Annotated in this window: 17 protein-coding genes; all 17 read right to left on the reverse strand. The window is 66.1% G+C overall.

The annotated features are described in order from the left end of the window. Window positions 1–327: 327 nt before the first annotated feature. The 17 genes from murA to rpmE all read right to left on the reverse strand — a co-directional run bounded on the left by murA (window position 328) and on the right by rpmE (window position 15,116). Entirely contained in the window at window positions 328–1,587 is a 1,260-nt protein-coding gene (gene murA, locus AB0M22_RS43670; protein WP_150407926.1) for a UDP-N-acetylglucosamine 1-carboxyvinyltransferase, read from the reverse strand. 201 nt (window positions 1,588–1,788) lie between these two features. After that, window positions 1,789–2,370, reverse strand: a complete 582-nt coding sequence (locus tag AB0M22_RS43675; RefSeq protein ID WP_364739405.1) for a cob(I)yrinic acid a,c-diamide adenosyltransferase — start codon at window positions 2,368–2,370, stop codon at window positions 1,789–1,791. A 46-nt stretch (window positions 2,371–2,416) separates the two neighbouring features. After that, window positions 2,417–2,833, reverse strand: a complete 417-nt coding sequence (locus AB0M22_RS43680; protein WP_191094428.1) for a DUF2550 domain-containing protein — start codon at window positions 2,831–2,833, stop codon at window positions 2,417–2,419. Between the two features lie 193 nt (window positions 2,834–3,026). Then, window positions 3,027–3,404, reverse strand: a complete 378-nt coding sequence (locus AB0M22_RS43685; protein WP_150407929.1) for a F0F1 ATP synthase subunit epsilon — start codon at window positions 3,402–3,404, stop codon at window positions 3,027–3,029. A gap of 6 nt (window positions 3,405–3,410) precedes the next feature. Then, window positions 3,411–4,859 (reverse strand): F0F1 ATP synthase subunit beta, encoded by a 1,449-nt coding sequence (gene atpD, locus AB0M22_RS43690; protein ID WP_364739408.1) that lies wholly within the window; start codon window positions 4,857–4,859, stop codon window positions 3,411–3,413. 16 nt (window positions 4,860–4,875) lie between these two features. Next, the gene (locus AB0M22_RS43695) at window positions 4,876–5,847 is read right to left on the reverse strand and encodes a F0F1 ATP synthase subunit gamma (RefSeq protein ID WP_364739410.1); all 972 of its coding nucleotides are present in this window, start codon (window positions 5,845–5,847) and stop codon (window positions 4,876–4,878) included. Between the two features lie 66 nt (window positions 5,848–5,913). After that, on the reverse strand, window positions 5,914–7,551 hold the full coding sequence (atpA, locus tag AB0M22_RS43700; RefSeq protein WP_364739411.1) for a F0F1 ATP synthase subunit alpha: 1,638 nt from the start codon (window positions 7,549–7,551) through the stop codon (window positions 5,914–5,916). A gap of 46 nt (window positions 7,552–7,597) precedes the next feature. Next, window positions 7,598–8,407 (reverse strand): F0F1 ATP synthase subunit delta, encoded by an 810-nt coding sequence (locus AB0M22_RS43705; RefSeq protein ID WP_150407933.1) that lies wholly within the window; start codon window positions 8,405–8,407, stop codon window positions 7,598–7,600. 19 nt (window positions 8,408–8,426) lie between these two features. Continuing rightward, entirely contained in the window at window positions 8,427–8,990 is a 564-nt protein-coding gene (locus AB0M22_RS43710) for a F0F1 ATP synthase subunit B (RefSeq protein ID WP_191094429.1), read from the reverse strand. 5 nt (window positions 8,991–8,995) lie between these two features. Beyond that, entirely contained in the window at window positions 8,996–9,244 is a 249-nt protein-coding gene (locus AB0M22_RS43715; RefSeq protein ID WP_150407935.1) for an ATP synthase F0 subunit C, read from the reverse strand. 70 nt (window positions 9,245–9,314) lie between these two features. After that, window positions 9,315–10,163, reverse strand: a complete 849-nt coding sequence (atpB, locus tag AB0M22_RS43720) for a F0F1 ATP synthase subunit A (RefSeq protein ID WP_364739414.1) — start codon at window positions 10,161–10,163, stop codon at window positions 9,315–9,317. Between the two features lie 249 nt (window positions 10,164–10,412). Continuing rightward, a complete protein-coding gene (locus AB0M22_RS43725) occupies window positions 10,413–10,871 on the reverse strand; it encodes a hypothetical protein (protein ID WP_364739416.1) in 459 nt (152 codons plus the stop codon). A gap of 11 nt (window positions 10,872–10,882) precedes the next feature. Further along, window positions 10,883–12,040: an MraY family glycosyltransferase gene (locus tag AB0M22_RS43730; protein ID WP_364739418.1), complete on the reverse strand. Its 1,158-nt coding sequence runs from the start codon at window positions 12,038–12,040 to the stop codon at window positions 10,883–10,885. 16 nt (window positions 12,041–12,056) lie between these two features. Next, on the reverse strand, window positions 12,057–12,722 hold the full coding sequence (locus AB0M22_RS43735) for an L-threonylcarbamoyladenylate synthase (protein ID WP_364739420.1): 666 nt from the start codon (window positions 12,720–12,722) through the stop codon (window positions 12,057–12,059). An 87-nt stretch (window positions 12,723–12,809) separates the two neighbouring features. Beyond that, entirely contained in the window at window positions 12,810–13,682 is an 873-nt protein-coding gene (gene prmC / locus AB0M22_RS43740; RefSeq protein ID WP_364739538.1) for a peptide chain release factor N(5)-glutamine methyltransferase, read from the reverse strand. A gap of 31 nt (window positions 13,683–13,713) precedes the next feature. Then, entirely contained in the window at window positions 13,714–14,784 is a 1,071-nt protein-coding gene (gene prfA, locus AB0M22_RS43745) for a peptide chain release factor 1 (protein ID WP_364739422.1), read from the reverse strand. Between the two features lie 86 nt (window positions 14,785–14,870). Beyond that, entirely contained in the window at window positions 14,871–15,116 is a 246-nt protein-coding gene (rpmE, locus tag AB0M22_RS43750; RefSeq protein WP_364739424.1) for a 50S ribosomal protein L31, read from the reverse strand. Between the last annotated feature and the right edge of the window lie 312 nt (window positions 15,117–15,428).

Here is a 15,428-nt window from a genome sequence, read left to right on the forward strand (position 1 = left end):
ATTGGCACTGACATTCATCGACACACTATTGAGTTCTCAAAGAACACACGCACACACCATCGCACGGATCTTGTCCGCTTGATCGGTGAGGCAACTTATCCAGCTTAGCTCAGCCGTTCCCCCAGAACCAAATCGGGGTCTCGATCGAACCAGTGTGAGCGTCAGGCGCTCCTCGTACTACCTCGTGTCCCTGGCCGTCGCTGTGCGTTTCCGCTCAGCTCCTCGGCACCGGGTCGGTGTCCGCGTCGCTCTGACTCGAATAAAGTTACGTGTCTGCGTGCATCATGTCAAATCCGCTGGTCAGGAAGCGTTTTCAACGTTAACGCATCATTCCGCCGCGCCGACTCGCTTCACTTCCCCGCCCAACGCCTGCAGCTGCTCGACGAAATTCGGGTAGCCGCGGTCGATGTGGAAGACGTCGTGCACTTCGGTGGTGCCGTCGGCAACCAGACCGGCGAGTACCAACCCGGCGCCGGCCCGAATATCGGACGACCACACCGGCGCACTCGACAACCGCGGAATGCCGCGCACCACAGCGTGATGACCATCGGTCCGCGCGTCGGCGCCGAGCCGGATCATCTCCTCCACGAAACGGAACCGCGCCTCGAAGACGTTCTCGGTGATCATCGACGTGCCGTCGGCGATCGCGGCGAGCCCGATCGCCATCGGCTGCAGGTCGGTCGGGAAGCCGGGGAACGGCAGCGTGGAGAAGTTGACCGCGCGCGGCCGCTCGGCCTGCACGACCCGGAAACCGTCCTGCTCGAAGGAGATACGCGCGCCGGCCGAACGCAGCTTGTCCAGCACCAAGGACAGGTGCTTCGGATTGACCCCGGTCACCCGGACATCACCCATGGTCATCGCCGCGGCGATGCCCCAGGTCGCGGCCACGATGCGGTCGCCGATCACGCGGTGCGTCGTCGGCGACAGGCGCTTCACGCCCTGCACGGTCAGTACCGACGTGCCCGCACCGGTGACCCGGGCGCCCATCTGCACCAGCATGTTGCACAGATCGACGATGTCGGGTTCGCGCGCGGCGTTGTCGATGACGGTCTCGCCCTCGGCGAGCACGGCGGCCATCAGGATGTTCTCGGTCGCCCCCACCGAGGGGAAGTCGAGCCGAATCTTGGCGCCCTGCAGCTCGTCGGCCCGCGCGACCACGCAACCGTGCTCGATCTCGCTGGTCGCGCCGAGCAACCGCAGACCGGCCTGGTGCATATCCAGCGGACGGGAACCGATCGCGTCACCGCCGGGCAGCGCGACGACCGCGCGCTTGCAGCGCGCCATCAGCGGGCCGAGCACACAGACCGACGCGCGGAACTGCGTCACCGCGGGGAAGTCCGCGTGGTACTTCGGTTCGGCCGGGGTGTCGATGGTGACCACCCCCGCATCGATCGCGACGTCGCAGCCGAGGCCGCGCAGCACGTCACCCATCAGCGGCACGTCGAGAATGTCCGGGCAGTTCGTGATCGTGGTGGTGCCTTCGGCCAGCAAGGCAGCGGCCATCAGCTTGAGGACGCTGTTCTTGGCGCCCCCCACCGCGACTTCACCGACGAGTCGATTCCCGCCGGTAACCAAAAACCGTTCCATGCCGCCTCTCCGCGTATTCGGCGCACTGTTGGGTGCAAGGATAGTTGCGGCTCTGTTCCGCCACTCCGGGTATTCAGCGCACTGGTGGGTGCCACGGTAGTTCGGTTACGGGCCGGCGGTCGGGTGCCGGTGGAGTTCTGGGTATACCCGGGGTGTTTACCCATGAACTCGAGAACGTGTGTCCTCGTGTCTCGAGCATTATCAGGTGCTCGACCTGGTTCCGCCGGGCTTCCACAGGATATCGCCGCCTGGATTGGCCACGCGGCTCAGGATGAAGAGCAGATCCGAGAGCCGGTTGAGGTACTTGGCCGGCAAAACGTTCGTGTCGTCCGGGTGTGTCTCGACCGCCGCCCAGGCCGACCGCTCCGCGCGCCGCGCCACCGTGCGGGCCGTGTGCAGCAGCGCCGCCAGCGGGGTCCCGCCGGGCAGGATGAACGAATTCAGTGCCGGCAGTTCAGCATTGAACTCATCGCACCAACCCTCGAGCCGATCGATGTAGAGCTGGGTGATGCGCAGCGGCGGGTACTTCGGCTCCGCGACAACCGGGGTAGACAGATCCGCGCCGGCATCGAACAGATCGTTCTGTATCTGCAGCAGTACCTCGCGCAACTGCTCCGCGGGCTGCCCGAGCGCGATCGCCACCCCGATTGCGGCGTTCGTCTCATCGCAATCGGCGTACGCGACCAGGCGCGGATCGGTCTTCGCCACCCGGGAGAAATCGCTGAGACCGGTGGTCCCGTCGTCGCCGGTGCGCGTGTAGATCCGCGTCAGATGAACACTCACAGGACCAACCCTAACCGCTGCCGAGGCAACAACTGATTCCGCGAGCTCAGCGCATCCGGCGCGTGCGGTCGGATGGGCGCGATTCCACCCAGGAAAGAAATGCGGTCCGCGACGCCCGATCCAGGGCCAGCTCGAAACTGCCGTCCCGATCGGAGACCGCGATCACCGCGATGTCGTCGCTCATGATGTCGAATTCGTCGCCGACCGGTCCGCGCCGGTCGCCGATCTCGATGCCTTGCCGGCGAATTGTGCAGTCGGGTCCGAGTTTCAGACTGGTCAACTTGAAAAAGACCATTCGGTCCTCGTCATACCGGATCAATCCGTGCCGCCAACCCTGACCACCGCGCGCGGGCAGCACCCGCAACAGTGCGGCAGTTCCGCCGCGCCGCAACATGATCAAGCGATAGGTCGACGCGAGGGCCAAGAACACGAGCGTGAGCACCAGAATGATCAGGAGAACCATCCCGGTCTGCAATGCAGTTCGTCCCTTCGCTCTGTCGCCGTGGCGTCGCCGCCGTGCGGTCATTCAACCACGACACCGAGTTTACAAACTGGGGGGCCGTGTATTAAGACGACCGTCAGTGCTTTTAAGACGACTGTCGGCGGCGAAGATCCCTTCGCCGCCGACAGTCTCGTGCTCGGTATCCGATTGTCTCTTACGCGTTCGCGGCCTGCTCGGCCGCGCGGACCTGGGCCTGCGCGGCCAGCTGGTCCTCTTCGCTGGCCGCCGAGTCGGCCAGCACCCGGCGGGCCGCCTCGACATCCACCTCGTCGGCGAACTCCGCCGACTCGGCCAGGATCCGGACCGTGGTTGCGGTCACCGAGAAGAAGCCGCCGTGCACCGCCGCGACGATGCGCTCGCCCTCGGTGGAGACGATGGCCACCGTGCCGCCCTCGACCAACTGGCCGAGCAGCGGCTCGTGTCCCGGCATGATGCCGATCTGACCCTCGGTGGTCTGCGCGGCCACGAACGTTGCCTGGCCGGACCAGAGCAGCCGTTCGACGGCGACGAGATCAACTGACATTTCCGACATCGGGGACTACTTTCCGGCGATCTTCTTCGCGGCCGCCTCGACATCGTCGAGGCCACCGCAGCTGTTGAACGCCTGCTCCGGGAAGTGGTCGAACTCGCCCTTGCAGACCCGGTCGAAGTCGTCGATGGTCTGCTCCAGCGGAACCACCGAACCGACCTGGCCGGTGAACTTCTCGGCCACGATGAAGTTCTGGCCGAGGAACTTCTCCAGGCGACGGGCGCGGCCGACGAGGACCTTGTCCTCTTCGGAGAGCTCGTCCATGCCGAGGATGGCGATGATGTCCTGCAGTTCCTTGTACTTCTGCAGGATCCGCTTCACCTCGTTGGCCACGGCGAAGTGCCGCTCGCCGACGATCGACGCCTCCAGGATGCGGGAGGTCGAGGTCAGCGGGTCGACGGCCGGGTAGATGCCCTTCTGCGAGATCGGGCGGGAAAGCTCGGTCGTCGCATCGAGGTGGGCGAAGGTGGTGGCCGGCGCCGGGTCGGTGTAGTCGTCGGCGGGCACGTAGATCGCCTGCAGCGAGGTGATCGACCGACCACGGGTCGAGGTGATGCGCTCCTGGAGCTCACCCATCTCGTCCGCGAGGGTCGGCTGGTAACCGACGGCCGACGGCATCCGGCCGAGCAGGGTCGACACCTCGGAACCGGCCTGGGTGAACCGGAAGATGTTGTCGATGAACAGCAGCACGTCCTGGTGCTGCACGTCGCGGAAGTACTCGGCCATGGTGAGGGCCGAGAGGGCGACGCGCATACGGGTGCCCGGCGGCTCGTCCATCTGGCCGAAGACGAGGGCGGTGTCCGGGAGGACGCCCATCTCTTCCATTTCCAGGCGGAGGTCGGTGCCCTCACGGGTGCGCTCGCCGACGCCGGCGAACACGGAGGTACCGGAGAACTCCCGCGCGATACGGGTGATCATCTCCTGGATGAGCACGGTCTTGCCGACACCGGCGCCACCGAACAGGCCGATCTTGCCACCCTTCACGTACGGGGTGAGCAGGTCGATGACCTTGATGCCCGTCTCCAGGATCTCGGTCTTACCCTCGAGCTGGTCGAATGACGGGGGCTTGCGGTGGATGCCCCACTGCTCGCCGTCGCGGCCAAGGCCCGGGCTGTCCAGGCAATCGCCGAGGGCGTTGAACACGTGGCCCTTGACCACGTCGCCGACCGGCACCGAGATCGGCTTGCCGGTGTCGGTGACGGGGGCGCTCCGGACCAGGCCGTCGGTGGGCTGCATGGAGATGCAACGCACGATGCCGTCGCCGAGGTGCTGGGCGACCTCGAGGGTCAGCGTCTTGGCCACCGAGGTGAGGGTGATCTCGGCGTGCAGAGCGTTGAACAGCTCTGGGATCGAGCCCCGAGGGAACTCGACGTCGACGACGGGGCCGATGACTCGGACGACGCGACCTGAGTCTGCGCCGGTCCGACTCGTGTTGTCTTGCGTGACTGCTGCGGTCATTTTTCTCTTCCTGCGCTTAGTCGCGGTCCGAGCTCGAAGCCAGCGCGTTTACGCCGCCGACAATTTCGCTGATTTCCTGCGTGATCTGGGCCTGCCGCACCGAGTTCGCCTGCCGGGAAAGATCCGTGGCGAGGTCGTTGGCGTTATCGGTGGCTGCCTTCATTGCGGTGCGCCGAGCCGCGGACTCGGATGCCGCTGCCTCGAGCAACGATGAGTAGATACGCGTGTTGATGTACTTCGGCAGCAGGGCCGCCAGCAGCACATCGGCGTCGGGCTCGAACTCGTACTGCGCGTGCACATCCGCCGTCGGCGAATCGGACACGAAGTCCTCACCCATGTCGAAGTTCTCGTCGACGTAACTGACCTGGATCGGCGCCAGCCGGCGCACCTCCGGGGTCTGGGTCAGCATCGACACGAACCGCGTGTACACGATGTGCAGCTCGTCCACGCCCGCGATGTCGCCGGTGCCGTTCGGCGCGGGAACCACGCCCTCGGAGCCGGCCATGAACGCCTCGACCAGGTGGTTGCAGGCGGCCGAGGCATCGGAGTACTTCGGCTGCTGCGAGAACCCGGCCCACGAGGCGACGGGGGTGCGGTTGCGGAAGGTGTAGTACGTGAGGCCCTTGTTGCCCATCACGTAGATCACCGGCTCCTTGCCCTCGCCACGCAGCGTGTGCATCAACTCTTCGGCGCGCTTGAGCACGTTGGAGTTGTAGCCACCGGCCATGCCGCTGTCACTGGTGATCACCAGCACCGCCGCCCGGCGCGGCTCGGCGCGCTCGGTCAGCAGTGGGTGGGTCAGGTTCTTCGACGCGTTCGCCAGTTCACCGAGGACCTTGGTGATCTCCTCGGCATACGGCTTGGCGGCCGCAACCCTGGCCTGCGCCTTGGAGATTCGCGAGGTCGCGATCAGCTCCTGGGCCTTGGTGATCTTCTTGATCGAATTCACACCACGAATGCGGGAGCGCAATTCACGCAAACTTGCCATCAGCGGTTCACACTCCCTTCATTCGCCTCGTCTTTACGAAAAACTCGCATCAGTCCCGGACCTGGGTCACTTCTCGACGTGCTTGCGGGTGACCGAGAGCGTCTCGACCTCTTCGTGCTCGAGATCGCCCGCCTCGGCCTCGTTCACCACACGGCTGCCGTCGGAGGCGAGGAAGCCCTGCTTGAACTTGTCGGTCTCCGACTTGATCTGGTCGGCGGCCTCGTCCTTGAGCACCTTGCCACCCTCGATCGACTTGAAGGCGTCGGCCGCGGCGCGGTGCAGGTGCTCGAGCAGTTCGCTGTTGAACCGACGGATGTCGGCGACCGGAACCGAGTCGAAGCGACCGTCGTCGACCAGGAAGATCGAGACGATCTGATCCTCGACGGCGACCGGGGAGTACTGGTCCTGCTTGAGCAGCTCGACCCAGCGGGCACCGCGCTCGAGCTGCGCCAGCGACGCGGCATCGAGGTCGGAGGCGAACGCGGAGAACGCCTCCAGCTCGCGGAACTGCGCCATTTCCAGACGCAGCGAGCCCGCGACCTTCTTCATGCCCTTGGTCTGGGCCGCGCCACCGACACGGGAGACCGAGGTACCGACGTTGATCGCCGGGCGGACGCCCTTGTTGAACAGGTCGGACTCGAGGAAGACCTGGCCGTCGGTGATCGAGATGACGTTGGTCGGGATGAACGCCGAGATGTCGTTGGCCTTGGTCTCGATGATCGGCAGGCCGGTCATCGAGCCGGCGCCCAGCTCGTCGGACAGCTTCGCGCAACGCTCCAGCAGGCGGGAGTGCAGGTAGAAGACGTCACCCGGGTACGCCTCGCGGCCCGGCGGGCGACGCAGCAGCAGCGAGATGGCGCGGTACGCCTCGGCCTGCTTGGTCAGGTCGTCGAACACGATGAGGACGTGCTTGCCCTGGTACATCCAGTGCTGGCCGATGGCCGAACCGGTGTACGGCGCAAGCCATTTGAAGCCGGCGGAGTCCGACGCGGGGGCGGCGACGATGGTGGTGTACTCCAGCGCGCCACGGGCCTCCAGCGCGGACTTGACGCCCGCGATGGTGGAACCCTTCTGGCCGACGGCGACGTAGATGCAGCGCACCTGCTTGGCCGGGTCACCGGAATCCCAGTTCGCCTTCTGCGCGAGGATCGCGTCGATGCAGACCGCGGTCTTGCCGGTCTTGCGGTCGCCGATGATCAGCTGACGCTGGCCCCGGCCGATCGCGGTCAGGGCGTCGATGGCGGTGATGCCGGTGGCCAGCGGCTCCTCGACCGGCTGACGCTCCAGCACCGAGGCGGCCTGCAGTTCGAGCACGCGCTGCTCTTCGGCCTCGATCTCGCCCAGGCCGTCGATCGGCTGGCCGAGCGGGTCGACCACGCGGCCGAGGAACTTGTCGCCGACCGGAACCGAGAGCACGTCGCCGGTCCGGCGGACTTGCTGGCCCTCTTCGAGGTCGGCGTACTCGCCGAGGATGACCGCACCGATCGAGCGGTCTTCGAGGTTCAGCGCCACGCCGAGCACGCCACCCGGGAACTCCAGCAGCTCATTGGCCATTGCCGAAGGCAGGCCGCTGACATGCGCGATGCCGTCGGCAGTGTCGGTGACAACACCGACTTCTTCGATGGAGGTCTCGGGGGTGTAGCTCTGCGTGTAGCTCTCGATCGCGCTACGGATCTCGTCGGAGGAGATCGTCAGCTCCGCCATGTTCTTCCTGCTCTCGCTGTGTCGAATGTCGGGGGGAAGTAGGACGTCAGGTCAGGGACCGACGCAGCCGTTCGAGCCGGCCGATGGCGCTGCCGTCGATCACGTCGTCGCCGACGTGTACGACCAGCCCGCTCAGCAGACTCGGGTCGACCTGTACGTGCACCTGGATCGGCTTGCCGTAGATGCGGTTCAGCGAGGCGGCGAGCCGCTCGCGCTGCTGCGCAGACAGTTCGATCGCCGCACGCACGTGCGCCACGATCTGGTCGCGACGGGCCGCGGCCAGGTCGGACAGTTCGTCGAATGCCACCCCGACTGCCGTCTTCTGCCTGGTCACCACCTGCTCAGCCAGGGTTAGGGTGATGGATTCGGTCTTGCCGGTGAGCAGGCGATCGATCAGTTCCCGCTTGGCCTCGGCCGGCTTGGTCCGGTCGGCGAGGGCCTGCTCGAGGTCGGGGTTGTCGCTGATGATCCGGCCGAGCCGGAACAGCTCGTCCTCGACCGCGTCGAGCCGGCCGCTGTCGGCCGCCGACTCCAGCAACGCCTCTTGCCCGAGCAACACCAGGGTGTCGACCAGGTCGGCGGTCCGGGACCAGTCCTGGGCCACGGCGGTGGTCAGCACGGCCTGCGTGGCCGGGCTGACCTTGCCGCCGAAGACCCGTTCACTGAGCTCGGCCCGGACCGAACCGGGCACCGACACGTCCGCGAGCGCAACACGCAGCGAACGCTGGTCGTCCAGCACGGCGACAACGGCGAACAGTTCGGAACCCGTTGTGGCCGCGACACTGTCGCTTCCGGTCAGAGCGGCCCTGAGCGCCTCCCGAGACCGGGCGCAGGCCTCGCGGCTCGCTGCGTACATGCTTCTCACTTTCGCGTCGCTACCTTCCGACCCCGATGCCGGCTTTCGACTCGTCGTCGAGTTCGGTCAGGAACCGCTCGATCGACGCCGCCTGCTTAGCTTCGTCCGAAACCGACTGCCCGATAATCTTTTCGGCCAAATCTACGGCGGTATGGCCGAGTTCGGAGCGCAGTTCGGTAAGGATTTGCTGGCGCTGTGCTTCCAACTGGCTCTGGCCAGCGGCAACGATGCGATCACTTTCGGCCTGCGCGTCCGCGCGCATCTGCGCGAGGATCTGCTGACCCTGGGTGCGCGCGTCCTCACGGATGCGCGATGCCTCGAGCCGAGCTTCGGCCAGCTGCTGCTGGTACTGCTGCAGTGTGAGCTGGGCCTCTTCTTGCGCGGCCTCGGCCCGAGCGATGCCGCCCTCGATCTTATCGCTGCGCTCGTCGAGCACCTTGAGCAAGCGCGGGATCACATATTTGTAGAAAACGACGCCGATGATCGCGATGCAGACCACCGACCACACAATGTCGTATGTCTCGGGGATGAGGGGGTTGATGTCTTCCCCCGCATCCGCGGCGAACACAGAAAGCCCGTTCATGGCAATCAGAAGATGAACCCGGCCACAAGGCCGATCAGGGCGAGGGCCTCGGTGAACGCGATACCGAGGAACATGTTGGTACGGATCGTGCCCTGGAGCTCGGGCTGACGGGCAATGCCCTCGATCGCCTTACCGACAACGATGCCAACGCCGATGCCGGGGCCGATGGCGGCGAGACCGTAGCCGATGGCGCCGTAGCCCTTGATCTTGTCAGAGTTCGAAGCGGCTTCCTGGGCCAAGTAAGCGAGGCTCATGAGGTTCCATTTCCCTTTCTGTTGCTCACCCGCCGGTCGGCGTGTGTAGCAGGTATCCGGTAGTTGTGGGTCAGTGCGAATCTGCGTGCTGCGCAAGTCCGATGTAGACCGCGGTCAGCAGGGCGAATACGTAGGCCTGCAAGAAGATGACCAGGAGTTCGAAGAGGGTGAACCCGAGACCCGCGAGCAGCGAGAACGGCGAGAACACCTTCATCCACGCGACCGCGTCGAACAGGAAGAACCAGGTGGCGCTGAAGAAAAGCACCAGCATGATGTGGCCGGCCAGCATGTTGGCCATGAGTCGGACGGTCAGCGTGAACGGACGCAGGATGAACGTCGAGACGAACTCGATCGGAATCAGCAGCACGTGCAGCGCGGGCGGCACATTCGGCACCACGACGCTGCTGCGCAGGTAGGTCCAGAACCCGTACTTCTTGATACCCACGTAGTTGAACGCGATGTAGGCGATCAGGGCGAGCACCAGCGGAAAGCCGATTCGGGCGTTCGACGAGATGTTCAAACCCGGAACGATGCCGGAGAAGTTCAGAAAGAGCACCGAGAAGAAGATTGTCGCGATCAGCGGAAAGTACTTGCGACCGGTTTCCTTACCGAGGATCTCGTCGGAAATCTGCTCCTTGACGAACACCAGACCGGTTTCGGCGATGTTCTGCAGTCCGCGCGGGACGAGACGGGGATTCCGGAAAGCCAGCAGCATCACGACAATCAGGACCGCCGACATGATCAGCCTGATAAGCATCAAACGATCGAGTTCGAACGGCGTACCCTCGAACAGCAGCGCTGGAGGGAAGAAGTCGGACAGCGATGGCGCGTGGAACTCGCCCGCCAAAGTGGTGACGCTCAGCGTTCTCTCCCGTGTTCGGGCCGTGGGTTCGGTTGATCCCACGGTTCGATCGGACATTGACGATCAATTTGGGTCGACTCAGGTCGGCTCGAAGTTCGTCAGCAGCTGTGCGGCGGGTTCTGATTCCACCTGGCGTCTGTACGTGTGTCGGCGACATCGTCGACATGCAGAACCGGAACCCTCAGAGCCCGGCACGGCAGTAAGCATAGCGGCACTCGGAGGGATCTTGGCGATCCCCCCTCGCTTGGTTGCTTGCTTACCAACACTTTACCAAGTTATCTACGACAGCGTGTAGGTGGGTGGGGATCAATCTTCCCGAGCGGGCGATTCCGGGGTCGAATCCGGCACCGTCACGTACGGAACCTTCTGTCTGACAACGCCATACGTCTCGGCACCGAGCACGATGACCAGCGCGCCGATCACAGTCAGGAAAAGGACCATTCGGTCATAAAAGTCGAATTGATTCAGTATTGCTATGACCAAAAGGGCAACCAGCATTTTACCCACCCAGCTGGCGAGCATCACCATGCCGGCCGTGGACGGCGGCAATTTGGCGCCGAACAACACCACCGCGGCGGTGGTCAGAATGAAGCCGCCGCCGATAGCCGAGCCGATCAACGCACCCCACAGGCCGGGCATACCCGCGGCCGCGGCGCCGATTGCGACGGACAACACAATCAGCGCGCCCAAACCGATCAAGCCGTAGCGCAACGCCGCCTTGAGCGGGGCGTCGGGACCGGGGACCGGGGTGGGAGTGAAGTTCACATTCGCGAACCTTACCCGGACGGTGGCCGGTCCCCCGCTGCCTCCCCGCGGCGCAGCCCGGGAATGGCGGTCACCACCAGGGCGAAGACCAGCCCGCCCGCGACCAGCAGCACGACCAGTGTGAGGTTCATCAATGCCGTGCCGACCGCGCCGAACGCGAGGATGCCGACCCACAAGTAGATGAGCAGCACCACGCGACGATGCGAATGGCCGATCTGCAGCAATCGGTGGTGCAGGTGCATCTTGTCCGGAGTGGAGAAGCTCACACCCGCGCGCACCCGCCGGATGATGGCCAGCACCAGATCGAGCACCGGAATGAACATGACCGCGCCGACCAGCAGCAGCGGCGACAGCAGGCCGACGATGTCGCGGGTGCCGAAGCCTTGCAGCGGGATCCGCCCGGATGCGCTGGTCGAGACCGCGGCCAGGACCAGGCCGATCAGCATCGAGCCGGAGTCACCCATGAAGATCCGCGCGGGCTGGAAGTTGTGCGGCAGGAAGCCCAGACAGGCGCCGGCCAGCGCGGCGGCCAGCAAGGCCGGCGGATAGGTGTCGACCGAGCCGCCCTGCTGGTTCATCAGGCCGATCGCGAAGATGAACACCGCGACCGCCGCGATCAGGCCGAGCCCGGCCGCGAGACCGTCCAGCCCGTCGACGAAGTTCATCGCGTTGACCAGGGTCACCGTGACCGCGACCGTGATCAGGCCGCCTTGCAGCGCGTCGAGGAACACGGTGGTGTTGTTGAACGGGTTGTAGATGCTGTACCAGCTCAGGCCCATGACGGCCATCACACCGGCGGCGGTCACCTGACCGGCGAACTTGGTCAGCGCGTCCAGGCCCCAGCGGTCGTCGACGATGCCGACCGCGACGATGATCGTGCTCGCCACCAGGACCGCGAGCGGGATGTTCGGGGTGTAGTCGAAACCACGCCGCAGCGCGGGGAGCCGGTAGGCGAACAGCATCGCCGCGACCACCCCGACGTAGATGCCGACGCCGCCCATCCGCGGGATCGGCTTGACGTGCACGTCACGATCGCGCGGCACCGCCACGGCGCCGAAGCCGATGGCGAGCACCCGGATGCCGCCGGTGGCCAGGAAGGTCACGACCGCGGAGATGAGCAGGACGAGCAATAGCTCCCGCAAAGGGACGACTGCACCCGAACCGGTCATCCGCGGCACCCACCGATCATCGGATGGAGGCGCCGGTCAGCGCCTCCGGCGACATGCCGAGCACGTCGGCGATGTCCGCGATGGGTACCGCGCCCTCGCGCAGGATGCGCGGCTGATCGGCGGTGAGATCGACGATGGTGGAGGCGACGGCGTGGTCGGCCGGGCCGCCGTCGAGGTAGACGTTGACCAGGTCGCCCAGTTGCTCGCGGGCCTCGTCGGAGGTCTTGGCCGGCGGCTGGCCGGAGACGTTGGCGCTGGACACGGCGAGCGGGCCGACCTCGCGCAGCAGTTCCAGGGTCACCGGGTGCAGCGGCATCCGCAGCATCACCGTGCCCCGCGTGTCGCCGAGATCCCAGGCGAGCGAAGGAGCCTGCTGCACAACGAGACTCAGGCCGCCGGGCCAGAACGCCCGGATCAGCTCGCGGGCCTGCGGGCGGACCGAGAAGACCAGTCCGTCGATGGTGTGCCAGGAACCGACCAGCACCGGCACCGGCATGTCGCGGCCCCGGCGCTTGGCCGCGAGCAGCGAGCTCACCGCGGTGGAATCGAAAGCGTCCGCGGCCAGGCCGTAGAGCGTGTCGGTGGGCAGCACGACGAGTCGCCCGGACTTCAGGGCGCTGGTGGCTGCGGTCAGTCCGGCGGCGCGGGTGTCGGGATCCGCGCAGTCATAGACGGTACTCACGGCCACCATCCTGTCACGGGCACGCGCGGAGACCAGCATCCCCCAGTCGAGGGCCGCGGTGAATACCGCAATCCGGGCATCGGGCGGTCAGGAACGCGTCGCGACGACGAAGCGGGGCTTGCCCGCGAGGTCGGGGTGTTCGGCGATGTCGGCGAAGTCACCCTGTTTGCCCAGCAGGGCCGCGAGGTCGGCGCCGTTGGCGTCGTCGTGCTCGATCGCGGTGGCACCGCCGGGGCGCAGCAGGCGGGTGATGGTGGGGAGCATGCCGCGGATGACGTCCAGGCCGTCTGGGCCGCCGAACAGCGCCAGATGCGGATCGTGGTCGGCGACTTCGGGATCCAGCTGCGCGCCGTCGGGGATGTAGGGCGGGTTGGACACGACGAGGTCGACTCGGCCGTCGAGTTCGGTCAGCAGGGTCGGATCGGTGACGTCGTCGGCATACAGCGTGATGGGCGTGTCGCCGTCGGCGATGCACTGGTCGGCATTGCGCCGAGCCCAATGCAGCGCGGCCGGATCGAGTTCCACCGCGCGGACATCCGCGTCGGGACGCGCGTGCGCGATGGCCAGCGCCAGCGCCCCGGAGCCGGTGCACAGGTCGACGACGATCGGCGCGTGATCGTGTGGCAGTGCCTCGAGCTGCGCCAGCGCCCAGGCGAACAGCAGCTCGGTTTCCGGTCGCGGCACGAAGACGCCGGGCCCGACGGCCAGGTCGATCTCCCCCATCGCGACGGTTCCGGTCAAGTGCTGCAACGGAATTCGCTGCGCGCGCCGGTCGACCAGCGCGCGGAACTCGGCCAGCTGATCCGGCGCGACCAACGGGGTGAGCACCAGCCTGCTGCGCTGCACCCCGATCACGTGTGCGGCCAACTGCTCCGCATCGGCCTGCGGACTGTGCACCCCGGCCCGACGCAACGTCTCGATGGCGTCGTTGATGGCCGGGCGCAGCGCTTCACGGGTCATGGACATGTCGGTGACTCTTCCCGAAAGGTGTTTATTCCGCGGCCATTCGAGCTTCGCGATCGGCTTTGCCGAGGGCGTCGAGCAGCGCGTCCATGTCGCCGTCCAGCACGGCGTCCAGGTTGTGCGCCTTGAAACCGATGCGGTGATCGGCGATCCGGTTCTCCGGGAAGTTGTAGGTGCGGATGCGCTCGGAACGGTCCACCGTGCGGATCTGGCTGGCCCGGCCCGCCGCGGCTTCCTGATCGGCCTGCTCCTCGGCGAGGGCTTGCAGGCGCGCGGCCAGCACCTGCATGGCGCGGGCCTTGTTCTGCAGCTGCGAACGCTCGTTCTGGCAGGTCACCACGATGCCGGAGGGCAGGTGGGTGATGCGGACGGCGGAGTCGGTGGTGTTGACGCCCTGGCCGCCCTTGCCGGACGAGCGGTAAACGTCGATGCGCAGGTCGGTTTCGTCGATCTGCACCGCCTCGACCTCGTCGGGTTCCGGGTAGATCAGCACGCCGGCGGCGGAGGTGTGGATGCGGCCCTGCGACTCGGTCACCGGAACGCGCTGCACCCGGTGCACGCCGCCCTCGAACTTGAATCGCGACCAGACGCCGTCGCGCGCGGCGTCGCGGCTCTTGATCGACAGCGTCGCGTCCTTGTACCCGCCGAGATCGGACACGGTGACGTCGAGGATCTCGACCTTCCAGCCGTGCCGTTCGGCATAGCGGACGTACATCCGCGCGAGGTCGGAGGCGAACAGCGCCGATTCCTCGCCGCCCTCACCGGATTTCACCTCGAGCACCACGTCGTCGCCGTCGTGCGGGTCGCGCGGGGCGAGCAGGTCCGCGAGGGTCTGCTCCAGCTCGGCGACCTGGCGTTCCAGCTCGGGCACCTCGGCGGCGAAGGTCGCGTCGTCGGCGCCGAGTTCCTGCGCGGCGGCGAGATCGTCGCGCGCGGACTTCAGCTTGGTGTAGGTGGCCATGATCGGCGCGAGCTCGGCGAATCGCTTGCCGACCCGGCGCGCCGCGCCCGGATCATTGTGCAGCGCCGGATCGGACAGCTGCGTCTCCAGACCGGCGTGCTCGGCCAGAATGTCGTCGATCGCGGACGGTTGCGTCACTGTGCTTCCTCTTTCTCTTTGAAAGGACCGCATACAAAACACCGACGCCCGGCCTGCGTGAGCAGGACCGGGCGTCGGCGAGGAAGCTACTTGGCTGCGGTGTCGTCCGCGTCGGCCTTCTTACCGGCACGCTTGCCGTAGCGGGCCTCGAAGCGGGCCACGCGGCCACCGGTGTCGAGGATCTTCTGCTTGCCGGTGTAGAACGGGTGGCACTGCGAGCAGACCTCGACGTTGATGTGTCCGGACTCCTTGGTGCTGCGAGTCTGGAAGGTATTGCCACAACCACAGACGACCGTGGTCTCGACATACGTCGGGTGAATTCCTGCCTTCATGGGTGTCCTCTCGATATTGGCCGCCGGGTCGTTCACGCGAGATTCGCGGCGAACGTGAACCGGAGCCGACTTAGGCGGGAGGCCTGCTCGAAACAGAGCAGACGCAACGACCGTTCAGTATGCCAGAACAGTCCCTACGCTCCCAAAACACCCCCGGCAAGTGGTTTGTTCCCGCCCTAGGTACTCCCCCATCGCTGCCGCCCCAGGAAGTCCGGGCACGCGCTCGGCCGGTGCCTCCGGGACCCTGAAGACGGGTAGTTCGCTACTCACGTACACGAACAGCTTCGTTCATAGAGTTGAAACCCCAGCACA

This window comes from Nocardia sp. NPDC051756 (genome assembly GCF_040681495.1).
Lineage (GTDB): Bacteria > Actinomycetota > Actinomycetes > Mycobacteriales > Mycobacteriaceae > Nocardia.